20 protein-coding genes and 3 pseudogenes are annotated in these 25,873 nt (G+C 70.8%); 15 read left to right on the top strand and 8 right to left on the bottom strand.

Annotated elements, in window-relative coordinates; all coding sequences use genetic code 11:
- Positions 1–109: 109 nt before the first annotated feature.
- The gene (gene eccB / locus Pma05_RS34215) at positions 110–1,492 is read right to left on the bottom strand and encodes a type VII secretion protein EccB (protein ID WP_203861662.1); all 1,383 of its coding nucleotides are present in this window, start codon (positions 1,490–1,492) and stop codon (positions 110–112) included.
- Between the two features lie 28 nt (positions 1,493–1,520).
- Complete coding sequence (gene eccD, locus Pma05_RS34220) at positions 1,521–3,011, bottom strand: type VII secretion integral membrane protein EccD (protein ID WP_307836978.1); 1,491 nt, start codon at positions 3,009–3,011, stop codon at positions 1,521–1,523.
- 96 nt (positions 3,012–3,107) lie between these two features.
- Here eccD and eccCa point away from each other — a divergent pair, with 96 nt between their 5' ends.
- From eccCa to Pma05_RS34260, 8 genes are all read left to right on the top strand, one after another.
- Positions 3,108–7,118 carry a type VII secretion protein EccCa gene (eccCa, locus tag Pma05_RS34225; RefSeq protein WP_203861664.1) on the top strand — a complete coding sequence of 1,337 codons (4,011 nt, stop codon included), beginning with the start codon at positions 3,108–3,110 and terminating at the stop codon, positions 7,116–7,118.
- 140 nt (positions 7,119–7,258) lie between these two features.
- Complete coding sequence (locus tag Pma05_RS34230; RefSeq protein ID WP_203861665.1) at positions 7,259–7,645, top strand: hypothetical protein; 387 nt, start codon at positions 7,259–7,261, stop codon at positions 7,643–7,645.
- Positions 7,646–7,663: 18 nt separating this feature from the next.
- Positions 7,664–9,022 carry a hypothetical protein gene (locus Pma05_RS34235; protein ID WP_203861666.1) on the top strand — a complete coding sequence of 453 codons (1,359 nt, stop codon included), beginning with the start codon at positions 7,664–7,666 and terminating at the stop codon, positions 9,020–9,022.
- Positions 9,023–10,332: 1,310 nt separating this feature from the next.
- The gene (locus Pma05_RS34240) at positions 10,333–11,079 is read left to right on the top strand and encodes a hypothetical protein (RefSeq protein WP_203861667.1); all 747 of its coding nucleotides are present in this window, start codon (positions 10,333–10,335) and stop codon (positions 11,077–11,079) included.
- A 64-nt stretch (positions 11,080–11,143) separates the two neighbouring features.
- Positions 11,144–12,271, top strand: coding sequence for a hypothetical protein (locus Pma05_RS34245; RefSeq protein ID WP_203861668.1), 1,128 nt, complete (start codon positions 11,144–11,146; stop codon positions 12,269–12,271).
- A gap of 118 nt (positions 12,272–12,389) precedes the next feature.
- Positions 12,390–12,548: a Dyp-type peroxidase domain-containing protein gene (locus tag Pma05_RS43055; protein ID WP_275414799.1), complete on the top strand. Its 159-nt coding sequence runs from the start codon at positions 12,390–12,392 to the stop codon at positions 12,546–12,548.
- A gap of 720 nt (positions 12,549–13,268) precedes the next feature.
- On the top strand, positions 13,269–13,427 hold the full coding sequence (locus Pma05_RS34255) for a hypothetical protein (RefSeq protein WP_203861669.1): 159 nt from the start codon (positions 13,269–13,271) through the stop codon (positions 13,425–13,427).
- Positions 13,428–13,675: 248 nt separating this feature from the next.
- Positions 13,676–14,299 (top strand): hypothetical protein, encoded by a 624-nt coding sequence (locus Pma05_RS34260; RefSeq protein ID WP_203861670.1) that lies wholly within the window; start codon positions 13,676–13,678, stop codon positions 14,297–14,299.
- A gap of 110 nt (positions 14,300–14,409) precedes the next feature.
- On the opposite strand, the pseudogene Pma05_RS34265 reads toward Pma05_RS34260, so the two are convergent.
- From Pma05_RS34265 to Pma05_RS34275, 3 genes and pseudogenes are all read right to left on the bottom strand, one after another.
- Positions 14,410–14,520: pseudogene (locus Pma05_RS34265) on the bottom strand (IS5/IS1182 family transposase); the annotation flags it as partial.
- Between the two features lie 105 nt (positions 14,521–14,625).
- A complete protein-coding gene (locus Pma05_RS44130) occupies positions 14,626–14,859 on the bottom strand; it encodes a hypothetical protein (protein WP_203861671.1) in 234 nt (77 codons plus the stop codon).
- 264 nt (positions 14,860–15,123) lie between these two features.
- Entirely contained in the window at positions 15,124–16,089 is a 966-nt protein-coding gene (locus Pma05_RS34275) for a GntR family transcriptional regulator (protein ID WP_239313678.1), read from the bottom strand.
- A 293-nt stretch (positions 16,090–16,382) separates the two neighbouring features.
- Here Pma05_RS34275 and Pma05_RS34280 point away from each other — a divergent pair, with 293 nt between their 5' ends.
- From Pma05_RS34280 to Pma05_RS34310, 7 genes and pseudogenes are all read left to right on the top strand, one after another.
- Positions 16,383–16,994 (top strand): GNAT family N-acetyltransferase, encoded by a 612-nt coding sequence (locus Pma05_RS34280; RefSeq protein WP_203861672.1) that lies wholly within the window; start codon positions 16,383–16,385, stop codon positions 16,992–16,994.
- 38 nt (positions 16,995–17,032) lie between these two features.
- The gene (locus tag Pma05_RS34285) at positions 17,033–17,914 is read left to right on the top strand and encodes an alpha/beta fold hydrolase (RefSeq protein WP_203861673.1); all 882 of its coding nucleotides are present in this window, start codon (positions 17,033–17,035) and stop codon (positions 17,912–17,914) included.
- Between the two features lie 183 nt (positions 17,915–18,097).
- Positions 18,098–18,301: pseudogene (locus tag Pma05_RS34290) on the top strand (MFS transporter); the annotation flags it as partial.
- A 516-nt stretch (positions 18,302–18,817) separates the two neighbouring features.
- Positions 18,818–19,753, top strand: coding sequence for an ABC transporter ATP-binding protein (locus tag Pma05_RS34295; protein WP_203861674.1), 936 nt, complete (start codon positions 18,818–18,820; stop codon positions 19,751–19,753).
- Between the two features lie 2 nt (positions 19,754–19,755).
- Positions 19,756–20,574, top strand: a complete 819-nt coding sequence (locus Pma05_RS34300) for an ABC transporter permease subunit (RefSeq protein ID WP_203861675.1) — start codon at positions 19,756–19,758, stop codon at positions 20,572–20,574.
- Positions 20,571–21,830 (top strand): sensor histidine kinase, encoded by a 1,260-nt coding sequence (locus Pma05_RS34305; RefSeq protein WP_203861676.1) that lies wholly within the window; start codon positions 20,571–20,573, stop codon positions 21,828–21,830. Before Pma05_RS34300 ends, Pma05_RS34305 begins: the two co-directional genes overlap by 4 nt.
- An 82-nt stretch (positions 21,831–21,912) precedes the next feature.
- Entirely contained in the window at positions 21,913–22,596 is a 684-nt protein-coding gene (locus Pma05_RS34310; RefSeq protein ID WP_203861677.1) for a response regulator, read from the top strand.
- A 7-nt stretch (positions 22,597–22,603) separates the two neighbouring features.
- Here the strand turns inward: Pma05_RS34310 and Pma05_RS44135 are convergent, their stop codons facing one another.
- The 3 genes and pseudogenes from Pma05_RS44135 to Pma05_RS34325 all read right to left on the bottom strand — a co-directional run bounded on the left by Pma05_RS44135 (position 22,604) and on the right by Pma05_RS34325 (position 25,741).
- Positions 22,604–22,900 carry a helix-turn-helix domain-containing protein gene (locus Pma05_RS44135; protein WP_203861678.1) on the bottom strand — a complete coding sequence of 99 codons (297 nt, stop codon included), beginning with the start codon at positions 22,898–22,900 and terminating at the stop codon, positions 22,604–22,606.
- A 32-nt stretch (positions 22,901–22,932) separates the two neighbouring features.
- Positions 22,933–23,208 (bottom strand): annotated as a pseudogene (locus Pma05_RS34320) (transposase); the annotation flags it as partial.
- A gap of 412 nt (positions 23,209–23,620) precedes the next feature.
- Complete coding sequence (locus Pma05_RS34325) at positions 23,621–25,741, bottom strand: alpha-L-fucosidase (RefSeq protein WP_239313679.1); 2,121 nt, start codon at positions 25,739–25,741, stop codon at positions 23,621–23,623.
- Positions 25,742–25,873 lie beyond the last annotated feature (132 nt).

A 25,873-nucleotide genomic window follows, 5' to 3' on the forward strand; every position in this document is an offset into this window, starting at 1 on the left:
CCGGCGCGACGAGCTGACGCCAGAGTACTGTGGACGATTGCCTCGGACTGTCCCACCTATCTGGGACGCCCGGCCGTTACCACCCCGTGATTCGCGACGTTCCACCGACTCACGTCGGCGCCCGGGTCGCCGCCGCCGGATCCAGGGTCGGGCCGTGCGGTATCCGGGCCATCAGGCCGGTGGGGAGCGAAACCGCCTGTGTCGCCTGGTATCCGAGCTGGCCCAACACCTCCGTGGTCGGCACCGGATAGGCGATTCCGTGGTCCGTCACCAGCAACCACGTGCCGCCGGTGGCGTCCGGCGTCGGCTTTGCCAGCACCACCACGCCCCGCCCCGGCTCCACCGCCACGTGGTCGGCGAGCGGCACCCCGGCCGCCGTGGCCGGCGGGCGGGTCGCGGTGTCCGGGTTCCCGACGAGCGGCACGCCGACGGTCACGGTTCGCCCGTCGCCGGCGTCGGCGACCCAGGTGCACACCGCGCTACCCGCTACGACCGGTAGCACGGTCGGGGGTGGCCCGGTGGGCAGGAGGCCGCCGGTCGGCAGGTCCCCGTCGACCGTCAACGGCGTGCCGCCGACCAAAGCCGGGTTGGCCGGGCCGGGATAGGCCGGGTCGGCCAGCAGGATCCGTGCCTGCAACGCGGTGATCCGGTCGACGCTGTTCAGCTTCGCCAGGTAGTGCTGCTGGGTAGCCGGGTCGAGCAGCACCTCGCCGACCTTCGTGCCCTTGCGCCAGGCGGTCTCCCGCCCCCGGTTGGCGACCTTGACCGCGCCCAGCGGCGCGCCGGCCGGCAGTACGTCGAGCCAGGCGAGCGTCACCGGATGAGCCTGGTTCGGCGCGACCCGCAGCGCGTTGGTGACGATGGCGTCGTCCCGGATGGCGTGCCGCCGGCCGTACCAGATCAGGTGCCGGGCACCGGTCGGGTCCACCACCAGCACCGCGGCCGAGCCGAGCGGGCTGCCACCGGCCGGCTGCCAACCCGCGTACACGTGGGTGAGTGGCACCGGGTAGCCGGCCGCGTCGCGGGCGGCCAGACCGCAGACGGCCCAGGCACCGGTACGCAGCTTCTTCGGGTCGGGCAGGTTGTCCGGCGCCCCGGCGATGCCCACCTGCGGCCCCTTCGGCCAGGTCAACGATGCCCGGGCGACCTGGTACGGGTCCTTGGGCCGGGACAGCAGCAGCCGGGCCGAGGCGTAGTTCGCCACCGGGTACAGGGTGCGCAGGTCCGTCCGGCAAAAGTATTTGGTGCCGGTCTCCCGTTCGATGACGACCGCGTCGCAGGCCTGCCAGCGCTTGTTGCCGCTGGGGAAGAACTTCCCGTAGATGCCGACCGCGGCGAGCGCGATCACCGTCACCATCAGCGCGGCGAGCGTGGCGCCGCCGAGCCGCCGGCCGGGCCAGTCCAACGGGTCGGGCTTCTGCGCGATCAGGGCGGCGGTGAGCCGCCCGCGCAGGAACTGTCGGGAGTGGATGAGATCACGGCGGGTCAGCACGACATCGTCCCCGTCCGGTGCGTACCACTCATCCGAACAGCCCTCGGGCCAGACCGAACAGCCCCAGGACGGCGCAGGCGAACAGGGGAGCGAGGACGACACAGACGATCTCGATGATGTCGCCGACCCGGCCGAGGGTGGGCGGGAGCGGGCGTCGGACCGCCGCGGCGGCCACGCCGTACGTACCGGCGGCGACCGCGAGCAGCCCGGCCAGGACCGGGATGAGCAGGTCACCCCGGGTCGCCGGGGCGAGGGTCAGCCAACCCGCGCCGAGCAGCAGGTGCGCGCCGACCAGCGCGGTGAGCCCGAGCGGGATCCGGTGCCGGACCGCCGCGAAGGTGCGCATCCGCAGCGCGCAGATCAGCACCACCAGCGCGGCCAGGATGGACGCGCTGACGTCGGCTTCCCGGACGAGCACCGCCACGCAGAGCGTCAGGATCGCGGCGCTTCCGGCGAGCACGCCGGTGAGCAGTTCGTCCGCCCGCCGCACCAGCGCCGCCAACTGGGCCAGCGGCGGCAGCGTGGCGACCTCCGACAGGTCCTGCCCCGGCCGGGGTACCTCCGGGGTGGGCAGGCCGCCCTGCGCCGAGGCCAGCCGGGGCAGCACCGGGGCCAGCAGGACCAGCCCGGCGGCCACGCCGGCGGCTGCGGCGGCCGGGCGTACCTCGGTGGCGACCAGTGCCCAGATCGCGCCGAGCAGGCCGATGGTGAGACCGGCGTACCAGACCGGCCGGTGCAGGTCGAGCCCGGCCAACCCGAGCGCGGCGGCGAGCAGCAGCGCGGCGGAGCCCACCAGCAGTGGCCAGGGGGCCAGGGCGGCCCCGAGGTCCGTCGGGCCGGGCACCAGCGCGCCGCCGACGGCGGCGTAGCCCATCCCGTACGTCCCGAGCAGCGTGGCCAGCGGGGGTTCCCGGCGCCAACGGGCGACCGCGGCCCCGGCGCCGACCAGGACCGCGGCGACCGCCAGCGCCACCTGGCCGGTTCGGACCAGGGCGGGTCCGGCCAGCAGGAGCAGGACCAGCGCGCCACCGAGCACGACGGCGGTGGCGGCCAGCCCGGCCCGGAAGGTCGAGTTCGCGTTCCACACCCTGCCCTGCCGGGCGGCGCCCTCCGCCACGCCGTCGGCGAGGTCGTCGTAGCCGGGCTCCGGCCAGTGCTGGTCGCGTGGCGAGAGCAGCAGCACCTCGCCGTCCCGGACCCCGAGCGCGGTCAGCGACTTGACCGGCTCCAGCACGCTGCCGTCCAGCCGCCGGACGACCCAGCCGCCGTGCGGCACGCCGTCCTCGGCGAGTCCGTCGCCGCCGTGCCGCAGCAGCGCGGGTTGCAGGTAGGTAAGCGGCAGATGGTCGGGCAGGGCCATGTCCACCCGCCGCCTCGGAGTCATCAGGACGATACGGGTGAGACCGATCGTGGTCGACGTCGACATTGAACCTTTTTCAACCTCCCCTTGCGGTTCGTCGGACCGCAAGGTCGGACGCGGTTCGTGAGCGCCGCGCGGTTCAGGTTGAAAAAGGTTCATTGTGCAGCCTCACAAGGGAGCCGGTCGGCAGCGGAGGTTTCCGACGCTCTCGCCGTGGACCCGTATCCCCTACGATGCCCGGGTGAAAGCGTCCGCATGGGCACACTAGTACGCAGACGACCGGCGCGACGGCTGGCTCCGCCCTATCCGCAGGGCGAGGTGGTCCTGGAGCCGGTACCGGAGATCCCGCCGCCCGGTGGCCGGTCGTGGAGCCGACTGCTCATCATGCTGCCGATGCTGGCCGGTGCCGCCGCGATCGCGCTGATGTTCGCCGGAGGCGGCGGCAGCAACCCGTTCCGTTGGCTGACCGGCGGGCTGTTCGGGATCTCGATGCTCGGCATCGTCGCGGTGCAGTTCGCGACCTTCACCACCGGCGCCAGCAAACAGGAGATGCAGCAGCAGCGCCGCGAGTATCTGTTCCAGCTCGGCCAGCAACGGGGATCGGTGCGTCGGGTCATCCGGCGGCAGCTCGCGGCGGAATACTACGCGCACCCGGACCCGGACACCCTGTGGTCCTTTGTCGACAGTGCGCGGCTCTGGGAGCGGCGATACACCGAGGCGGACTTCGGCCAGGTCCGGATCGGACTCGGTCCGCGGGACCTCGCCGCCACCCTGGCCGTGCCGCCGCCCGTACCGGCGGAGAAGGCCGAACCGGTGAGCGCGCTGGCGCTGCACCGGTTCGTCGAGGCGTACCGGCGGGTGCCGGAGCTGCCGATGGTGCTGGCCCTGGGCGGATTCGCCCGGGTCTACCTCCGCGGCGACCAGCGCCGGGTGCGGGCGCTGGTCCGGGCCCTCCTCGCCCAGGCCGCCGTCTGGCACGCCCCGGAGGATCTGGTCATCGCGGCGTGCGCCGGCCGGGCCGCCCGGCCGCAGTGGGAGTGGGCGAAGTGGCTGCCGCACACCCTGCACCCCACCGCGACCGACGCCCTCGGCCCGGTACGCCTGATCGCCCCCACTGTCGTCGCGCTGGAGGCGATGCTGGAAAGCCTGGTCGCGGACCGGCCGAGGTTCGACCCGACGGCCACCGAGGCGCAGTTCGACGGCGCGCACCTGCTCGTGGTGATCGACGGCGGCGATCCGGCCGGCTCCGACCACCTGCTGATCGACGGCGGCGTCGAGGGTGCCACCGTCCTCGACCTCACCAGCGAGCCGCCACGCAACCTGGACCGGGCCACCATCGTCCTCGACGTGACCGCCGACGGCGAGTTGCGGGCGACCACGTACGCCTCGCAGCAGCCGCTGGGCCGGGCGGACGCGCTCAGCCTGGTCGCCACGGAGGCCCTGGCGTTGCAGCTCGCGCCGCTGCGGTTGGCCGGTGCGGGCGGGCCGGACCGGGCGATGAACGCCGAGCACGGCCTGGCCGAACTGCTCGGGCTCGGCGACCCGTACGAGTACGACGCGGCGGTGGGCTGGGCGCCCCGGCCGCACCGGGAACGGCTGCGGGTGCCGATCGGGATCGGGCCGGACGGGGCCAAGGTGGAGCTGGACCTGAAGGAGTCGGCACAGGACGGGATGGGGCCGCACGGCCTGCTGATCGGGGCGACCGGCTCGGGCAAGTCGGAGTTGCTGCGCACCCTGGTGCTGGCGTTGGCGGTGACCAACTCGTCGGAGACGCTCAACTTCGTGCTCGTCGACTTCAAGGGCGGGGCGACCTTCGCCAGTCTGGACCGGCTGCCGCACACCAGCGCGGTGATCACCAACCTCGCCGACGAGCTGCCGCTGGTGGACCGGATGACCGATGCCATCAACGGCGAGTTGATCCGCCGGCAGGAGCTGCTGCGCAGGGCCGGCAACTACGTCTCGCAGCGTGACTACGAGCGGGCCCGGGCGGCCGGGGTGCCGCTGGCGCCACTGCCGACCCTGCTGGTGGTCTGCGACGAGTTCAGCGAACTGCTCAGCGCCAAGCCCGACTTCATCGACATGTTCGTCCAGATCGGACGGCTGGGCCGGTCGCTCGGCGTCCATCTGCTGCTGGCCAGCCAACGGTTGGAGGAGGGGCGGCTGCGCGGGCTCGACACGCACCTGTCGTACCGGGTCGGGTTGCGTACCTTCTCGCCGGTGGAGAGCCGTACGGTGCTCGGCGTCAACGACGCGTACGAGCTGCCCCGCGCGCCTGGGCACGGGTTCCTCAAGTTCGGCACGGAGCCGCTGGTCCGGTTCCGGGCCGCGTACGTCTCCGGAGCGCACCGGCGGGCCGGCACGGCCGAGCCGGCCACCGGCGACGAGCGAATCCGGATCTACACCTCGGGGTACGTCCCGGTGGACGACCCGGCCGACAGCGAGGCCGAGGCTCGGCGGGGCGAGGCCGGCCCCGACGGCCAGGGCTCGGGCGACGAGCGGCGGGCCCAGGCGGGTCCCGACAAGGGCGGTGCGGGCGACGGGCGGCGGGCCGACGTCGAGCCGGACGAGCCGGCCGGGGAGACGCTGCTGGAGATCCTCACCAAGCGTCTGACCGGGCGCGGCGTGCCCGCGCACCAGGTGTGGTTGCCGCCGCTGTCCACCCCGCCCAGCCTCGGCGAACTGCTCGACGGCGGGGAACCCGAGCCGCTGCGCGTGGCGGTCGGGGTGGTGGACCGCCCGTTCGAACAGCGCCGCGACCCGCTCTGGCTGAACCTCTCCGGTGCCGGTGGCCACGTCGTCGTGGTCGGTGCGCCGCAGTCCGGCAAGAGCAGCCTGCTGCGTACGCTGATCGTCAGCCTCGCGCTCAGCCACACCCCGCGCGACGTGCAGATCTACTGCCTTGACTTCGGCGGCGGCGTGCTCGCCTCGGTCCGGGACCTGCCGCACGTCGGCGGGGTGGCGGCCCGCCGGGACGCGAACCAGATCCGCCGCACCATCGCGGAGGTGGAGACCGTCCTGGCCGCCCGCGAACAGCTCTTCACCGAGCGTGGCATCGACTCCGTGGCCACGCTCCGCCGGATGCGCGGCGCGGGCGAGCTGCCGGAGGAACGGTTCGGTGACGTCTTCCTGGTGGTGGACGGCTGGGCGACGATCCGGGACGAATTCGAGGACCTGGCCGAGCGGATCATCGCGCTGGCCGGTCGGGGACTGTCGTACGGCGTGCACCTGGTGGCCACCGCCGGCCGCTGGCTGGACCTCCGGTCGGCGCTGCGGGACTCCTTCGGCACCCGGCTGGAACTGCGGCTGGGCGATCCGTCCGACTCCAGCGTCGACCGCCGGGCCGCGGCGAACGTGCCGGCGCAGGCGCCGGGGCGGGGCATCACGCAGAGCCGGCACCAGTTCCTCGCCGCGTTGCCCCGGCTGGACGGCGGTTCCGACGTGGCGGACCTGCCGGCGGCGCTGAACGAGGTGGTCGTCAGGGTCCGGGAGGGCTGGTCCGGTGATCCGGCACCCCGGGTGCGACTGCTTCCGCCGATGGTGCCGTACGAGGTGCTGCCCGCCGCGACCGACGGGCCCGGACCGGCGATCGGCCTAGCCGAGCTGGACCTCGGCCCGGTTCACCTCGACCTGACAGCCGACCCGCACTGCTTCCTGATCGGTGACGTCGAGTGCGGCAAGTCGGCCTTCCTGCGAATGCTGGCCCGGGCGGTCGCCGATCGCCAGCCGCCGAAGCAGGCGAGGATCATCGCCGTCGACTACCGACGCAGCCTGCTCGGCGCGCTGCCCGAGGAGCACCTCCTCGGGTACGGCAGCTCCGCCAACCAGGCGACCGAACTGATCCGGGACGCGGCCCGCGCGCTGCGCGAGCGGCTACCCGGGTCGGAGATCACGCCGGAGCGGCTGCGTGCCCGGGACTGGTGGACCGGACCCGACCTGTACGTCCTGGTGGACGACTACGACCTGGTGGCCGGGGACCGGAACCCACTCGCCGTGCTGCACGAACTCCTGCCACAGTCACGGGAGATCGGCCTGCACGTGGTCGTCGCGCGGCGCAGCGGCGGCGCCAGCCGGGCCTTCTACGACCCGGTGCTCGCCCGGCTCCGGGACCTGGGCTCGCCGGCCATCCTGATGTCGTGCGACCCGCTGGAGGGTCCGCTGATCAGCGGTGTGCGCCGGCCTGGCCCGCTGCCGGCCGGGCGGGGATGGCTCTCCACCCGGCGGGAGGGCGCCCGACTGGTCCAGTTCGGATGGGTCGATGTGGACTGAGCGCCTGTGGTGCGTTTCGGGGACTCCCCCGAGGTGCGCTGTCTGGTTAGGATCGCAGGCACCACGCATGTCCCATTCCCATCCGGTCCTGACCAGGGAGGGGCAGATCCGGGCGTCAACGGCGAAGGAGCGGTGGCCCGATGTCTGATGACCTCAACCTTGAGGCGGATACGACCAGACTCGCCGACTACGGGGCGAAGCTGGGCAGTGCTTCGCAAGCGTTCCTGAAGGGCCTGTCGGCCGGCAACGCGGCCAACGGGATGGGCGCGATAGCCGGGGACCTCCGGTTTACCGAGATGGCCGCGTTCAGCAGCCAGTTGGCCAGCCAGACGAGCGAGCTCGCCAAGTTCGGCCAGGCAACCGCGAACGGCCTCTCGTCGTACGGCGGTGCCGCGATAGCCGCGTTCAACAAGTACGGCTGGGGAGACGACATGGCCCGGCTGTCGCTCCAGGATGTCCGCGACGCGATGCAACCGTCCCGGGGCGACGAGTCCAGTCGATCCGGCCAACCAGACCGTACGGCCTAGCGGTCGGTTCCTGAGATCATGGCTACCAACTGGGAGCAGTACACCCTCGACGACATCGCCGGCATGTTCAACAGTGTCGACCTCGGGGCCCTGGGCAACATAGCGACCCACTGGAAGAACTACCGGAAGGCGATCGGCGAAGGCGCGCAGACGCTGGACGCCGAGACCCGAGGTCTGGCCGGCCACTGGAAAGGCAAGGCCGCCTCCGCGTTCGTCGACAGCGCCGGCCAGGCGGTCGACCGGATGGAGCAGTGGCGGAAGCAGGCCGAGGTTCGGGCGGCCGGCATCGAGATGGTCGCGATGAAGGTGGAGTCGGCGCAGAACCAGCTTCTCCAACTCGTCCTGGAGCGCGACCAGGCGCTGGCGAGACTCCGCGAGGAGAACGCCGGGAAACAGCTTGGACAGGGATACGACCTGCTCGGCTATCAGGAGAGTCAGCTCCGCGAGGCGTTCGACAGGCAGGCCCGGGCGGTGGCTGCCGACGCGGCTGGGGAGATTGCCCGACTGACCCCCTGGGAGTCGCCCGGGCCGTACGTCGGGCTACAGGATGTCGTGGCCGCTCCGACGGCTCCCACCAGTACGAATGTGGATGCCCCGCCCGGTGGTCCGCCGGCTGGCCCGCCCGGCACGACCGGGCCGAACACCAAGCAGCCGGACACCAACCCGCCGGACACCAAGCAACCGAACGCGACCCGGACCGACGTCCCCATCGTGCCCCCGCAGAACACGACGCCGCAGAACAGCCCCTTCCAGGCACCGGAGCAGCAGACCGCGCCGCCGCAGAGTGACGTACCGCAGGTCGGCCAGCCACCGACGGCCGGCGATCAGTCCGGTACGGACGTACCGCCCCCGCCGACGGCTCCGAACATGCCGGGCAGCCCGGGGGTACCCGTCGTGCCGCCGCTCGTCCCGTACGTTCCCGGCGGTCGCGCGGACGGGTCGTCCGGCACCGGTTCCGGTGGCTCCGGTATCGGTTCGGGCGGAGTCGGCGGCGGGCCGGGTGGCGGTGCGGGTGCGGGACGCATCGGCAGCGGGGCTCCGGCCGTATCGACCGACCTCCTCGGGCGTCTCGCCGGGGCGGAGGGCGCCGGGACCAGCCTGGTCGGCGCGGTCCGGCCTCCGGTCGGTGCCGCCGGTGCGCCGGCGGTGCCGCCCATGATCCCGCCGATGGTTCCTCCCGCCGGGGGGCACGGGGGCGCGCTCTCGGGCCGGCAGGCGCGGCGTACCGCCCGCGGTGGCGGCGCCCCGCGCGTCGTGGGCCAGGAACCGGTCACCACGCCGCAGTCGATCAGCGGCCGGCCGGCGGACAAGAAGAAGGCGCCGCCGGCGCGACAGCAGGAATCGGAGCAACAGTCGGTCGTCACCTACAGCACCTGAGTTGAGGTCGGCCGTGACCCGGTGCGGCCCGATGCGGTAACCGGGTCACGACCGACCGTCCATGCCCGCATGACCAGCTACCCGTCTGGAGCGGTGAACATCCCGTGCCTGTGACCACCTGTCCCTCCTGCGGAGAGCCCGATGAGGACGGCTCGGTCTACTGCCTGAACCCGAGTTGCGGCGCGCTGCTGGTGGTTACCAAGCGGCCGGCGCAGCCGCCGACGTCCGACGCGGAGGCACGTCCGGCCCAGCCGGCCGAGAAGTCCGGACCGGCGGAGCCACCGATTCCGACCTCGACGGAGCAGTCAGCACCAGCCGGGTCCGTCGAGCCCGTGCGAAGGGGCGCCCGGAGCAAACCGGTCATGTCTGCCAAGGCGGCCAGGGTAAAGGCCGAGCCGACCCCCGAGCGGACCGGAACCGGTTTGGTGGGCCGGGCCAAGCCGGGATCAGCCGAGCGGACCAGGGCCGGTTTGGCGGGGCCGGCCAAGGCCGCCAGAGGCGGCGGGACCACCGACGGCGCCGCCGCGGGCAACCAGGCGAGGCGCGACCCGGAACCCACCGCCGACGGGGTCACGGCTGGCGGGGTCACGGCTGGCGGCACCTCTCTGCTGGACCCGCCATCCGAGCCCGCCGCCTCCGGTGTAGCAACCGCGCGTTCCGAGCCGCCGGCCGCACGTTCCGCAGCGCCGGTGTCCCGCTCCGCCGCGCCTCGGCCGCTGCCCCCCGCAGCGGCACCCGCCACGGCCGCTGGCACCACCGGCCCGGCGGCTCCTGGCGAGGGCGCCGGGCCGGCGGTGCCGGAGCAACAGGGCGGCACACCGGCGGCCCCGAAGGTTGCGGCCCCGCCGACCGCACCGATCGCCGAGCCGGCCAAGCCGACCGTGTCCGAGCCGGAGGCTTCCGCCATGTCTGTGCCGGCCGTGTCCGCGCCGACCGAACCGGAGGCCCCGCCCACGGCAACGCCGGGGGCTTCCGCCGTGTCCGCGCCGGCCGAGCCGGCGGCCCCGCCCACGGCTACGCTCGCCGGGATACGGGCCAGGTTCGGCACGTTGATCCGGGTCCGCGGGCACGCTGCCTCGTTGAAGGGGACGGACACCGTTGCACCCGCCGAGCCGACCGGTACCGGCCGGCAGACCATCCCTCCGGCAGCCGCCGACCCACACCCAACCGGCCCCCCACCGGCGGCGGAGAACCCACCGGCTGCCGCCGACCCACCCGCTGCGGCAGAGGCGACCCGACCGGCGGTAGCCGCGGGGCGACCCGAGACAGTGGAGCCGGCAGCGCCGCAGGCAGCGGTACGTTCGCACACCGTGCCCGTACCCGACCGGGACGTCCAGCCGGAGACGGCCGGTGCCGCCCCGGCGACGAGTACGTCCGCCGCGCCCACGCAGCACTCAGCCCGGCCCGGCCGCCGGTTGTTGCTGCCGCTGTCGGCCATCTCGGTGGTGTTGGTGGGCATCGGAGTGGCAATAGCGACAGGCGATCGGAACTCGACCGGCGACCCGAGGTCCGAGGCGGGATCGAGCGCGACCGCACCAGCGCTCGGTATCCCGCTCCCGCCACCGACCTCGAACCCGGCCACACCGCCGACGCCGACGCCGACGCGGGCGACCCCACGGGTCAGCACGTCCCCACCCCGGCCGCCCCGGGCCGCGCCGGCCAAGCCGCCACCGACGAAACGCAAGCCGCCACCGGCCCGTACCACGGCCCCAGCGCCGAAGCCCCCTGCCCCGCAGGCCCGGATGTCGGCGAACGGTCGGGTCGAGTGCACCCAACTTGACGAGGGCTGGGGCGTCTATGTCAGCGGCAGCGTGACCAACACGTCTGCGAACATCCGCAGCGTCCGGATCTCCTACGACACCAACGAATACGGTCCGGCGAGTAACGCCGGCACGGTCACGCTCAGCAAGAGTGGCCGGTCGTTCAGCGGCCGGATGCCGGACACCAGTGGCTGGGAGTTCGTCGGCGGGTCGTACGTGTCCTGGACCGTCACCGCCACGTTGACCGACGGCAAGACGGTCTCCGATTCCGGATCGAACGGGTACTCCTGCGGGTAGCGGGTTGACGTGCTCGGTGGTCCTTCAGCTCCACGATGCGGCTGACCCGCCGGCGACCGAGCCCATGAAGAAGCCGGTGCCGTCCACGGTCACCGGCGCACCGGTGGACAGGTCGGCGACCCCGTATCCCCGGCACCAGCCCAACTACCAGGAGCGAGCTGGCGAGATGACGACCAAGGTCTGCCCCGCCTGCGGCACCGTGGACAACAGCAACTCGGCCTACTGCCTGGAACCGGCCTGTGGTGCGCGGTTGCTGGCGGGCGCCAGCGACACCGGTGCGGGCCCCGCTCGCCGCCCGGCCGGCGAGCCGTCCGCGGTTCCCGACGATCCACCAGCGACCGGCGTGTCCAGTGTGGGCCGGACCGGCAATTCCGCCAGCGGCGGATCCGGTGCGGGCCGGATCGGCAACCCCACCGGCGACGGACCCGGGCGTGACCCGGCCGGCGATGCGGCGGCCGGACCGGTGGACCGTGCTGCCGGCAGCACGGCAACCGGGGTGTCCCGGACATTGCCGGCTGCGGCGGCGACGGGTGGGACGCCGGATCCGGAGACCGCCTCCGCCGGATCCGGCGACTCCTCGCGGTTTTCAGGCGGCCTGGTCGTCGGGGCCGCCGTACTGGTGGTCGTCGCGGTCGCGGTCGCGGGCTGGCTCGGCGCCGCTCCGTCCCCGCCGGAACGGGACATCGCCGCACCGCCGAGCGCGGCGCTGCCGCTGCCCGCCGTGCCTCTACCACCGCCGGGCGCCACTCCGCTGCCCTCGCTCACCCCGCCGGCCGGCAGTACGCCCACCACCGTCAGGACCACCCCGCCCCGGGCCCGGCCCCCGGCCAGAACCACGCCGGTCCGCACCACCAGACCGCCGACCGCGACCCGGCGCCCCACGCCGACCCAGGCCCAGGTCCAGCCGTACGTCACCGCGAGCAGCGCGCCGTTCTGCGACGGCGGGAGCTTCAGGCTCGGGGTGACCGCGCAACTGCACAATGGCAGCCGGGCAACGGAGGCATGGCTGCGCATGTTGTTCAGCAGCGACACCTGGGCGGGCTCCCCGATGAGCGGCGGGCCCACCCGGTTCACGGAGTACGACACCGGGCTGGTGGACGGCCCGCCGACCCAGCGCTGGTACGTGGTGATCGTCCTGCCGGACGGGCGCGAGATCAAGTCGGCGACGAAGACCAGCACCAACCCCTGCTGAACGGAGCGTAGCCATCGGTGTCGGGCTCGGACGTCCCAACTCCGCCGGTCAGATCACCACCGGAGGCAGGACCAGCGAGTTCACCGCGTACGCCGGCCACGTCGGCGCGGTCGGTGGCATCCCGCAAGCGCCGCCGGATGACACCGGCGAAGCGCTCGGGCTGCCACCGTCTCAGCTCACCCTGACCATCGGCTTCGGCCCGTCACTGTTCCGCGACACGGCGGAGCACGACCGCCGAGACCACCGGACAAGCCGAGAGGACGAGCCCTCCCCCTGATCGATCCGGCGTCCCAGGATCTCCGGGAATCCGCCCAGCGCCGCCGGCGGTGGGCCGGGGTGGTCGAGATGGCTGCGGAGGACAGTGCCGGGGCGGCGATGATGCCGATGGCGGCGGCGATGATCACGGCGGCGGCGCGTTGTTGGAGGCGCGGGCCGGGAATGCGTCGGGGTTGGTGACGGATGCCGCCGGGGCGGCGGCTGCGGAGCTGTGTGGGTATCTCGATGACGACGGCGACCAGGAAGCTGATCCAGCCCCAGCCCGCGATTCGCGCAGCGGCACGTGGAACTGACCCGCCAGACGGTTGCGATGCTCGCCGGCGCCAGCCGACTGCACGACTGTCTCGCGACCGAGGCGGGTGTGCGGGAGGGATAGCCTCGCGGCATGCGAGATCGAGAGTCGTCCGGTCGGTCAACTCTGTTCGGACAGGTCCGGGGGTGGGCCGCACGGTGGGCCTGGCAGTCCACGGGGGATCTGGCGGTGATGCCGCCGGTGCTGGGGGTGGGGCGGCCCGCGCCGCTCCCGTACCGTGCGGGCGGTCGCCGTGGCGACCCTCGACGGCCGACCGGTGGTCGTCGCCGGACAGGACAAGGCGATACAGCTCTGGGACCTCACCACGAAGCAGCGGATCGGCGAGCCGCTCACCGGGCACACCGCCTGGGCACTGTGGCCACCGTGCACGGCCACCCGGTTGCCGCCGTCGCTGACCGGTGGGGGGCGGTGTGGGTATGGGACCTCACCACACGACGGCAGATCGGTCCGGCCCTGGTGGTCCCCAACCACGTGACCGCGCTGACCGTCTCCCCGGACGGACACATTGTCGTCTGCTTTGGCCGGGACATCGCGGTGTTCACCAGCGACTCACTCCGGCAGGGGTGAGAGTCTCGATGGACTCTTCCCCGATAGCCGGCCTGTACGACGTCGACTGGCGCATACTCCTGGATGGTCGTGGCGATCGTGGCGAGGTTCCCCGGCTGTTGCATGCCCTGTGGGGCCACGACGACCCTTCGATCGGGGAGGACTGGAGTGACCTGGGGAGTCGCGCCGTACGTGAACTGGAGGAGCGCCTCGTCCGGACCTCCGGCGAACTCGCCACGTACTGCATGCGGGATGCGACTCCTCCGAGCGTGCCGTTCCTGGTGCGGTTGGCCCAGGATCCGAGGACCACGTACCGCGACGGCAGCCTGCACCTGTTGACGCGCATCGCTGACGCCGTCGACGAGGGGCCGCAGTCCAGTTGTTGGGGGCAGGACTATCGTTCGCAGACCCTCGTCCTGTTCCGGGCGGCCGGGAAAGCGTTGGTCGATACGAACGTGGCCGGGTGGTTCGACCTTCTCGACGACGTCGACGAACCGGATCGGCGCCGAGATGTCCTTCGCATTCTGGCGACCGTCAACCGATGCGACAGAAACCGGCTGCTCGGCCGGCTCTGGGAATCGGTGCTGGCCGCCGACGACGTGGAACGTCTGGTGGAACGCCTGATCTGCCTGGCGTACGCGAACGCCGAGCGTTCTCACCTCGCCGAGACCCTGGCCGAAGCCAACCGGTGGTGGGGTTCCGGCCGCCCGGACTCGTGGGTTCTCTCGCTGAGGGACTGGCTGGAAGCCGCAGCCTTCCGGCAGCCCTCCCCGGAGCGCACCACCGAGGCCGTACGCATCGCCCTCGACCACCTTCCCGAGTGGATCGATGCCGAGACGGTTCAGGCGCTTGGGGAGCTGGTCTCCGAGGAGCTTCCCCGACTCACGAGTTGATCCGAGCGGAGTCGATGCGGGCGACCGGGTTGCGGTACCTGCGAGGGCTGATGCTGGACGGCCGGCGTGGGTCGATGCAGCGGATGGCGCAGCGACTCGGGGTGGACCACGTCGAGGCGCCACCAGCGCCCTCGGCGCCGAATGCGTTCGGCGCGGATGAGGTCGGCCAGGTGGTTCAGGGTGCGGCTGGACAGCGCGATCGTGGACGGGTAAGGCAGCACAGCGAGGCTCCCGGTTGGGGCATCTGATCTTGGTCGACTGCTGTCTTACCGGGAGCCTCGTCCTATGTCGACACCGGCTCCGCGCACCCATCGCGACCAGGCCCATCACGATGAAAAGGGCTCACTGATACAGCCGGCGGCATCGGCATCGAGCATGACCATCTCGACCCCCGCGATGTCGACGGCCATCAGACGGGCAGGAAACGCAGTCTGGGCACCGTGATGCGCCCAGGGCTCGTCATCGAAACCCTCGCGCACTTCGCCTCGCCGTGGCCACCTCGGCGTTTGGTCGCCATGCTGATCTTCTTCATCTTCGGCGCCCACGTGCTCGGCTGGCACACGAGCTCGATCACCATCAGGCAGCGCGCGGTCCCGGTGCACCTCCAGGGCCGCGCACCACCATCAGCGTGTACGGCGGCCTGGTGGTCGGTTCGACCGTCGGCGGTATCCTGGGCAGCCATCACGGAGGCACGGCACCGTTCTGGTTCGCGTTCGCACGCTCGGCAGTCTTCGTCGTCCGGCTTTGGCGGGAGATGACCCGCACCGGGCACGCTGACGAGCGGCCACGGTGTGACGGCAACGCGTCCGCCATCCGACGCACCCTCATGACCGCGTTCGGGCGTGATCCTTCATCAGGGTGGCGAAGCCGTCGAGATGGCGTGCGAGACCATACTCGAAGAGTCCACCCAGGTCCGACGCTGTTTCCGTCGGGATCGTCGCCAGCAGTGGAAATCTTCCGCTGTCGAGGAGTTGGTCGGTTCGCTTCTGCTGTGCCAGCCGCCACCCATCGAGCGTGACACCGGTTTCCTGCTCCGATTCGACCTCGGCAGCCAAGGACAGCGCGACGGTGGCGACCAGTCCGTGGAGCGTGAGCGCCTCGCGGATACGTGTCGCCATGGGCAGCCCGAGCCCGTCGAGCGCGCGCAGGGTCCACTCGGTTTGCGCCATCAAGTTGGGCGCGAGCGCCGGACGGGTGAACGACACGGCCCTGGGCAGCCAAAGGTGTCGCCTGCACAGTTCCCACTGTTGGCGGGCGACCAGTTCGAGTTTCGCCCGCCACCCCGGCGGTCCTGGGACGGGCAGTTCGGATTCGCCGAAGACCTCGTCAGCCATCTGCGTCACCAGTTCGTCCTTGTTCGCCACGTGCCGGTAGAGCGACATCGGGCCCACGCCGAGGTCGGCCCCGAGACGTCGCATCGACACTGCGTCGAGCCCCTCGACGTCAGCGATTGCGATGGCGGCGCGGAGAACATGCTTCCGGCTCAGCGGCTGCTTTGACGTGCCGGCTTGCCGCGACCTCTGTGCTGCGGCCGGGCTGACCGGGCGCTTGCGGCTCGTGTGGTTACTGACCACCGTGCCGGAACCGACCCTCGCTTCGACCAGCCCGTTGTCGCGGAGGGTCGCCATCGCTCTGGTCGCGGTCGCGGTCGCGACGCCCCATCGCTGGGCGATTTGCCGGACGGAGGGTATCCGGTCGCCAGGCCGCAGATCACCGGTCAGGATGCGGGCACGGATCTCCTCGACGATCCGCCGATATGGCGGATCCAGGCGCGGCGTCGGCGAAGGCATGGGTACTCTCCGATCTGCTGGTGCGGTCGTCGTGCACCTGGAATGTACTAGTTCGATTCTCGTCGGACTAGCACACTTTCTCTGCTGTAGCTGGAAGATAACGGTCCAATTCCGCCGTCTCGGGCGATACGGTGTACGCATGGTAGAGGTTACACCGCACGCACTACTCGTGCGGCGGGCGGCTGACGCCGACCGGAGTGTGCTAGTTCAATTCTGGTCCGGCTAGTGCACTTTCTCGGCTTGGGCAAGGGACATTGCCGCAATCCTCGCCGGTGTGGCGATACGATGTACGCATGCCAAAAGATACACCGTACGCATTCGTGCGGCGGGCGGATGACGCAGACCGGCAGACGGTATCGGACATCCTCACCGAGGCGTTCATGGACGACCCGGTCGCCTGTTGGCTCTTCCCCGCATCGGGTGAACGCGGTCGCCTCCAGTCGCACTTCTACGGCCGCCTCCTGGATCGGCACGCCGCCGAGGCATATCTGGCCGGCCGTGGTGAGGGTGCCTCGGTGTGGCTGGCGTTGACTCAGGGCCAGGCACCCGACGAGGAACGTCCGGACGCGCCCGACCCGGACCAGAACTCGGTTTTCGGTGAGAACGGCGCACGGTTGTGGACTCTGGGGCGGGCCCTGGCCGAGCGGCATCCACTTGGTGAACCGCACCTCTACCTCTCGTGCATGGGGGTGGTGGGCGGGCGCCAGGGCGCCGGACTCGGCTCGGCGATGTTGCGCCACCGGTTGGAGCAAGCGGACACCGATGGGCTCGCCGTGTATCTGGAGGCGAGTTCGCCCCGGAGCCGTGCCCTCTACCTCCGGTACGGCTTCGAGGACCTCGGCGAACCGGTTCGCGTGGCGGACAGCCCGCTCCTGTGGCCGATGTGGCGCCAGACGCGCCGTTGACGACTCCACCAATTTCACGAGCACAAGGGAGAATTTCGATGACGACGAAAGACACCACCGCTGGCGATCGTCGACCGCCGACCCTGGTCTTCGTACATGGCACCAACTCCTCCTCGCATCTCTGCTCAGCACTGATCACCGAACTCACCTTGCGGGGGCACCGCTGCGTGGCCGTCGACCTTCCGGGACACGGCGCCGAAGGTTTCTTCCCCCGCTCGTACCAGGCCCCGCAGGACCTCGAAGGGTTGGCGACCGAGCCGTCACCGCTCGCCAAGATCACCATCGACGACTACGTCGAGCGCGTCGTCGACGTGGTGCGCCGCGCCCGCCGACACGGGCCGGTGATCCTGGCCGGCGCCAGCCAGGGCGGCGTCACCGTCAGCAGGGTCGGCAACGCCATCCCCGAACTGCTCGATCGGGTCGTCTACATGGCGGCGTACTGCTGTGTCGACCTGCCGAACATGGCCGCCTACCTGACCACGCCAGAGAACAGCGACAGTCTGCTCCCCCTGGTGACCCGGGCAGTGGTCGCCGATCCGGCGATTCTGGGGGTGGCCCGGATCAACTGGCGTTCGGCCGACCCGTCCGTGATCGACGGCATCAAGCAGTGCCTCGCCGGCGACTTCACCGACGAGGCGGTAAGCCGGCTGCTCAACACGCTCGAGCCTGACGAGCCCGCCAGCATCCCCCTGGCCGACGCCCGCGGCGAAGCGCACACCTGGGGACGGATTCCCCGGACGTACGTGCGCTTCACCCACGACCGGCTGATCCCTCCCGCGCTACAGGACCGGTTCATCACCGAGGCCGACCGCCTCACCCCGGACAACCCGACCGACGTGCGAAGCGTCGCGGCACCCCACGTCGGCCCGTTCGACCGACCCGAGCTGGTGGAGATCCTCGCCGAACTCGCCGACCGCTGACCAGACACACAACGACCCTCACAGCCTCGACCAGCCTCCACGCCATGGCTGGCTCAGTGGGCGAAGTCCCAGCGGGTGGCGCCGGGTGGCTCGGCGGGGGCCACGCCGGCCCGCGCGTCGCGTCGCTTACCGGCGGCTGGACGGCCAGGTCGAACGCGCGGTGTTCGACCTGGCCGTCCGGAGCGGCTGTGGATCATGGACATTTACGGGTTCCTGGTCGCCGGCCTCCTCATCACCATGGGAACGCTCGGTGACCGGATCGGGCGGCGCAAACTGCTGCTGACCGGTGCCGCCGCCTTCGGCGTCGCCTCGGTGCTCGCCGCGCTGTCCACCAGCGCCGAGATGCTGATCGTGACCCGGGCGCTGCTCGCCGTCGCCCGTGAGGCGTTCACCCACGGGCTGCATGTCACGGCCCTCGTCGGTGCCGGCGTCGCGCTCGTCCTGGCACTGCTGGCAACGACGCTGCTGCCCGGCGTCAAGCCGAGCGTCAGCGGTCATGACGAGGCCGCAGGGGGCGCCCCGCAGGCCGGAACCGCCGACGGCGCGGCCACGACGGAGACCGCGGCGAACTCCGAAGCGGTGAAGACGGGGACCGCGCTCGGAACCAACATCTGAACCTGTACCGCGCCACAATCTGCCGCACAGGCTGTGAGCTGGGAGTTCTCGGCTCGGGCTGATGATCTCCGCTCTGGACATGCGGTTGCAGTACTTGGGAATGATCCGCCTGTTCAGCGGGTTTCCCCTCTCCCGCCGGGCCGACCCGACCGCCACGGCGCCTACGGACTGACAGGTCGACCGCCTGTCACCGATCGTGGCAACCGTTCAACGTCTGCGGCTCAGTCTCGGGGATGACAGTCCCGGGCCCGATGTGCCGACCTCGGCCCCTGGGCCATTCTTCGGGCCATGATCGAGGTATGTGACCTGACGAAACGGTATGGGGATGCGGTCGCCGTCGACGGGCTCTCCTTCAAGGTGAAGCCGGGCCAGGTGACCGGTTTTCTCGGCCCGAACGGGGCGGGCAAGTCGACCACGATGCGGGCTCTGCTCGGACTGACCCGGCCGACCCGGGGTGCGGCACTGATCGGCGGGCGGCCCTATCGCGAACTGGCGGAGCCGTTGCGGCAGGTTGGAGCCCTGCTCGAAGCGAGGGCGGTGCATCCGGGGCGGACGTCGTACCACCACCTGCTCGGGTTGGCCCGCAGCAACCGGATTCCGGAGAGCCGGGTCCGGGAGGTACTCGGAACGGTCGGCCTGGAAGGCGTGCTTCGGCGGCGTGCCGGCGCTCTCTCCCTCGGCATGGCCCAGCGGCTCGGCGTCGCCGCGGCGCTGCTCGGCGACCCGCCGGTACTGCTGCTGGACGAGCCGGTGAACGGGCTCGACCCGGAGGGCATCCGCTGGATCCGCGACTTCATGAAGCGGTTGGCGGCAGAGGGCCGGACGATCCTGGTGTCCAGCCACCTGATGAGCGAGATGGCACTGACCGCCGACCACCTGATCGTGGTCGGCAAGGGTCGGCTGCTGGCAGACACCACCGTCGAGGCGTTCATCGCCGCCAATTCCCGTTCCTACATCCGGATCCGTACGCCGGAGCCGGAGCGGCTTCGGGACGTACTGGCCGGGGCGGGTGTCCGGGCCGACAGCGGTCCCGATGCAACGTTGGAGGTGACCGGTGCGCCGGTCGAGACCGTGGGTGCACTGGTCGCGCAGAGCCGGGTGACGGTCCACGAGGTGAGCGTGCAGTCGGCGTCGCTGGAGGAAGCCTTCATGCGGCTCACCGCCGACTCGGTGGGTCATCGGGCGGAGCGGTCGGCCGTGCGGTCGACCGGAGGGGCGGAATGACCATGGCATCCACTGGATCGGCCGTCGGATCGGCTTCCGCACCGGCTCTCGGATCGGCTCTCGGATCGGCAATCGCGTTCGAATGGACCAAGGCCCGTACCCTGCGGTCGTCGCTCGGGTCCCTGGTGCTGTGCTTCGCGGCGAGCGTCGGCATCGCCCTACTGTTCGGGATGGTGCTGCGCGGCGCGTACGACGGGATGAGCCCGGAGGGGAGAGCGTCATTCGACCCGGTCGGTTCGGGATTCAACGGTCTCCGGCTCAGCATGATCGCCCTGGTCGTCTTCGGCGTGTTGCTGACCAGCGGTGAGTACGCCACCGGGACGATCAGCTCCTCGCTGGCGGCAGTGCCCCGGCGGGGCGTTTTCTACACGGCGAAGGTGGTCACCGGGACGTCGATCGCGTTCGTCGTTGCCGCCGTCGTCACCCTCGTCACGTTCTTCACCGCGCAGGCGGCCATCGGCGGTGCGCACAACGCGGCCGTCACCGACGACGGCGTACCCCGGGCGATCATCGGTGCCGTCCTCTACCTGACGTTGGCGTGCGCGTTCTCGATGGGGCTGGCGACCATGCTGCGCAGCTCAGCCCTGACGCTGGGTATCCTGGTGCCGATCTTCTTCATGGGGTCGGAGATCCTGAACAACCTGCCGAAGGTGCGTACCGTGGCCCAGTTCCTGCCCGACGCGGCCGGCAGCATCATCCTGCGCCGGGAGCCGCCGGACGACACCGTCCTCGGCCCGTGGAGCGGGATCGGAGTGCTGCTGCTCTGGACGCTCGCGGCCGTACTGGCCGGCTATCTGAGCATGCGGCGCCGGGATTCGTGAGTTCGGTCAACCGACCGGGTCACCGACGACTGGTCGCGCTGGACTGCCTCGGCGCGGCCGGTTACGTCGGGGCGCTCCTGCTGCTGCGGCACACCCAGGGGTCCGCCCCAGTATCGGCGGAACTGCCCGGCTGGGCGGCGGACGCGATGACCGCCGCGATCGGACTGCCGCTCGCCGTACGACGGCCGTGGCCGTTGCCGGTGCTGGCCGTGGTCCTGAGCGGGTCGGTGCTGGCGTTGCCGCTCGGGGTGCTGACGGACCCGTTCCTCGCCACGGCGGTGGCGCTCTACACCGTCGGGGTCGCCGCGGCGGGGCGGTGGTGGGTGCCGGCCGCCGTTCTGACGGCGCTCGGGATCGCCGGAACGGTACCGTCGCGCCCGGCCAGCAGCGCGCACGCGTACTGGTGGCAGGAGGGGCCAGGCCTGATCATCATCGGTTGGCTGCTCGTCGGCGGCTCGTGGCTGCTGGGCAGCGCCGTCCGGCAGCAGCGGACCACCGCGGCGCGGGCGGCCGAGCAGTTGGCCCGGTCGGCGGTGACCACGGAACGGTTGCGGATCGCCCGCGAGCTGCACGACATCGTCGCGCACAGCGTCGGCATCATCGCGGTCAAGGCCGCGGTCGCCAACCACGTGGTACGGACCCGACCCGGTGAGGTGGCCGATGCGCTGCGGGTCATCGAGGAGACCAGTCGGAACGCCCTCGCCGAGATGCGGCAGATGCTCGGGGTGCTGCGCTCGGAGGCGTACGACGAGGACGGGTCGACGACGCAACGGGCGGTGGACGGTCCTACGGAGGATGGGGCGGCGCCGGACCTGGCACCGGCGCCGGGGCCCGAGGGACTGCCCGCGCTCGTCGAGCGGGCGGCGACCTCCGGCGTACGGGTGGAGTTGGCGGTCGACGGTATGGATCAGGTGTCCGAGGCGATGGGGTTGACGATCTACCGGATCGTGCAGGAGTCGTTGACGAACGCCGCCAAGCACGCGGCGCCGACCCGGTGCCGGGTGACAGTCGAGGCGACCGGAGTCGAGGTGCGGATCCAGGTGACCGACGACGGGCGCGATGGCGGTGCGCGTGAGGCCGGTGGGCACACCGGCGACGGACTCACCGATGCCGGACACGGCCTGACCGGGATGCGGGAGCGGGTCCTGATGTACGGCGGGCAGTTCGCCGCCGGACCACGGCCGGAGGGTGGTTATCAGGTCACCGCCCGGATCCCCTGCCAACCGGCGCGGCGATCGGTCCAGGGGCGGCCATGAGCGGCCATGAGCGGACGCAGCGAGGGAATCAGCCAGCCCAGTTCAAGGCTCACGCCGCCGACGAGCGAAGCGAGGAGACGGCATGAGTGATGCCGTCCGGGTGCTGGTTGCCGACGATCAGGCACTGCTGAGGGGCAGCTTCCGGGTCCTGATCGAGGACGAACCGGGCTTCGTGGTTGTCGGCGAGGCGGACACCGGCCGCCGGGCGGTGGAGCTTGCCCGGCTGACGGCACCAGACGTCGTGCTGATGGACGTCCGGATGCCCGAACTGGACGGGATCGAGGCCACCCGGCGGATCTGCGGCTCGCCGGAGACGGCGAAGGTCCGGGTGTTGATGCTCACCATGTTTGATCTCGACTTGTACGTCTACGCCGCGTTGCGGGCCGGGGCGAGCGGCTTTCTGCTCAAGGACACCCCGCCGAGTGATCTGTTGTCGGCCATCCGGGTGGTCGCGGCCGGTGACGGTCTGCTGGCTCCGTCGGTCACCCGGCGGCTGATCGCGGAGTTCGCCCGCAGCCACGAACCGGTCGGCCCGTTCGGTGGGAGGATGGCGGACGTCACCGGGCGGGAACGCGAGGTCCTCGTCCTCGTCGCCCGTGGGCTCTCCAACGCCGAGATCGCGCAGCGGCTGCGGGTCAGCCTCGCCACCGTGAAGACCCACGTCAGCCACCTGCTCACCAAACTCGACGCCCGCGACCGTACCCAACTGGTGATCGCCGCGTACGAGTCGGGACTGGTCTCCCGACGGACAGGATCGATAAGTTGATCTCACGCTACCTTGCCGATCGGGCCGCCCGGGTAGGCGGTGGCCTCGTAGGCGGCGGGGCCGAGGTAGCCGAGAGTGGAGTGCTGTCGGCGGCGAGGCTGCGCAACCGCGCCTCGACTGCCGCGCTGGGCTGGTACAGCCGGCACAGCGCGGTCAGCTCACCGGGACGGACAGGACGGGTGCCGGTCTCGATGCCACGAATGATTCTCACGCTGCTCCCGATGGCAGCCCCGGCCTCGACTTGGCTTATCCCCCTCGCCGTCCGAAGCAGGTCCAGGCATCGGCCGACGAGCCACAGCGCCACCGGTGCGGGCCCTGAAACGACGACTCTCAGTGGTAGTTCAGTTCGGTGAAGATGCCCTCCTTGGTCCAGGCGGCGAAGTAGGCGTAGACGGTCTGGTGGGGCGGCAGGTCGTGGGGCAGGTATCGCCAGGCTATGCCGGTGCGGTTGACGTACAGGATGGCGTTGAGGATCTCGCGCAGGTCGTGGGCGGCGACGCGGCCACCGACGCCGGCGTCGGTGCGGGCCTGTCGCCAGGCGGTGAGTCGGGCTTCGACCAGCGCCCAACGGGCGTCGGACAGGTCGGACGGGTAGGCGCGACGTTCAGACATGATGGTGTCGTACCGCCACGGCCCGCTGGTCCGGCGGACCGCCGGTGCGCTGCTTTCACCATGAAGGCGAACGAGACACGATTGAGGGATCGAAAGCCCTCGTATCGATCGGATGTGAGTCACCTGCCAGCACCGATTCCGGTCATACTGGACCTGCTCGACGGCAGGTGTCGATATATGAACCCACTGTTACCGCAAGGAAGAGGGACTAAACGTCCAGTCAAAGGGTGGTTCGGTCGGACTTGGGTGGTGTCGTCGCAGCACTCGGTCAGGTGGGCTGCGGCGGCCCGAGGGCGGGTCCGGTGCGCCCCTGAGTCGAGCCCGGCCCACCGGCGCCCACGAGGTCCGGTCGGTCGCTGTCGCTCGCGTTGGGGCGACGCCGGCGGGGGGCCAACCCCGCCGGCTGCCTCCGCTACTGAACGACCACGTCGAAGCGGTCTACGAGCATGTACGTGCCCGATCGTTTGACGCCGCGCAGGGTGTGTGAACCCTGCGGTAGTCCGCGGACGGTGTAGACGACCTGTTGTGTGAGGCGGGTGCTGCTGCCGGTGTCTACTGTGGCTCGTAGGACACCGTCGAGGTAGATGTCCACCAGGCCCTGGTCGGAGTTGCGCTCCGACAGGTAGTCGATGCCGGTGCCGTTGAACGTGTAGGTGAACGACGCACCGTTGTTGGTCGTGTAGTGCACGTCGTCGTTGTAGTCGCCAAGGCCGCGGCCGCTGCTGACCGCCCAGCCAGTGCTGTACGTCGCCACGTTGTCGTTGAACCGCTGGACCGTGCCGGTGGTCGGATAGAGCTGCGACCGCGGCACGATCTGGGCGGGTGTGTTGGGGCTGCTCCAGATGAGCTTCATGTATGCCGAGCCGCCTTGGTCGGTCTGTTCCAGGCGGATGTCGTGACGGCCGGCGGTGAGTGTGACACTGCCCTGGTCGACGGTGGGTGCGTGGGGCACGGTGTTGTCGATGATGAGTTGCCCGTCGATCCACAGCCGGATGGTGTCGTCGGAGACGGCGGTGAAGGTGTACCTCTCGGAGTATCGGGGCTCGATCGAGCCGGTCCAGCGGCTGGCGAAGTTGTCGGTGCCGATCGAGGGGGCGGGGGAGCCGCTGAAACGCCAGGCGTAGTTGACGGTGGGGTCCGTACGGGTGACCGCTGGTGCGCCGGTGAATGTGGCGTTGTTCCAGAATTCCGCCTTGAGCCCGGAGCCGGTGCCGACCGCCGCGGGTGTGGGGGTGGTGATGTCGGCCTCGATGACGGTGGCGATGACGTTGGTGGCGCCGCCGCTCGGCAGGAAGTCGTACCCGTCGCCGGAGGGGCGCACACTCACCGGTGACGCGCTGCCGAGCACCCGGGCGCCCGTGACTGTGAACGGCGACCGTTGGCTGAGGTGCAGAGTCGTGGCCCAGTTGTTGACGACGAGGTAGAGCTTGTTGCCCTTGCGGGTGACCTTGCCCCAGGTGGGCTGGCCGACCAGGCCCGTGTAGCCGGCGCCGGTGATGGCCGCGCCGTTGGTGGTCATCCAGGTGCCGACGCCGTTGAGGGCGGCGGACTGTCCCGCCGTGACCGTCCCGGTGGGGGTGGGACCGATGTTGAGCAGGAGGTTGGCGCCGTTGCTCGTGAGGTGGGCCAGGTCGCGCACGAGTTGGGTGGGTGACTTGAAGTTGGTGTCCCAGGCCGCGTACCCCCATGTGTTGTTGATGGTCATGCAGGTTTCCTGGAGTTGCGCCGATGGCGGGGAGCCGGCGAGAGCCTGCTCAGGCGTGCCGTAGTCGCCGTCGACGAGGCGGCGCTTGCCGATCCGGTTGTTGGTGACGACCTGGGGTGAGATGGCGCGAACGAACCGCTCCAGATCCTCGCCGTTCTGTTCCGACCACGGGTTGGTGGGGTTGGTCTCGGCCCACTCGCCGTCGAACCACAGAAGCGCGGGATCGTAGTTGGTCACGAGTTCCTGCAGTTGCGCCTTCATCTTGGTGACGTACGCCGGGAAGTTCGCGACGAAATCCGGATCGTGCCAGTCCCAGATCGAGTAGTAGAACCCGAGCTTGATGCCGTTGGCGGTCGCGGCGTCCTTGAGCTCGCGCAGCAGGTCGCGGGAGAAGCCGGAGTGGTCGCGAAGGTTCCACCGGTTGACGCTGGTGGGCCACATAGCGAACCCGTCGTGGTGCTTGGAGGTGATGACGATGTACTTCTGGCCTGCCTGTTTGGCCATCTGCACGATCGCGTTCGCGTCGAACGACGTGGGCCTGAAGGTGGCGGCCTTGGCCTCGTAGTCGCTCCACGGGATGTTGCACTGCCGCTTGATCCACTCGACCTCGCGACACGTCCCGTATTGACCCTGGTAAACGGCGTACGGGCCGAAATGGATGAACATGCCGAAGCGTGCCTCGTCGAACCAGCGGGTGCGGGTTCCACTCAACGCGTCATCGACGACGTAGTTGTCGCCCGGCGCGGCGGCGACCGGTGCCGATGGGATGACGATCGTCGCCGCCATCGCCACCAGCAACGACAGTCCGATCCGGATTGTTGATCGCATGGCGTCCTTCCCTGCGCACGCGCCATCCACACGCCGGCCTGGACGGCCGGCGGTAGATGTTGAGAGATGGAGATGACTCGATAATGTTCTCGAAACATCGGACGTATGTCAATGGGTCGCGCCACCGAACAG

The sequence above is a fragment of the Plantactinospora mayteni genome (assembly GCF_016862935.1).
Classification (GTDB): domain Bacteria; phylum Actinomycetota; class Actinomycetes; order Mycobacteriales; family Micromonosporaceae; genus Plantactinospora; species Plantactinospora mayteni.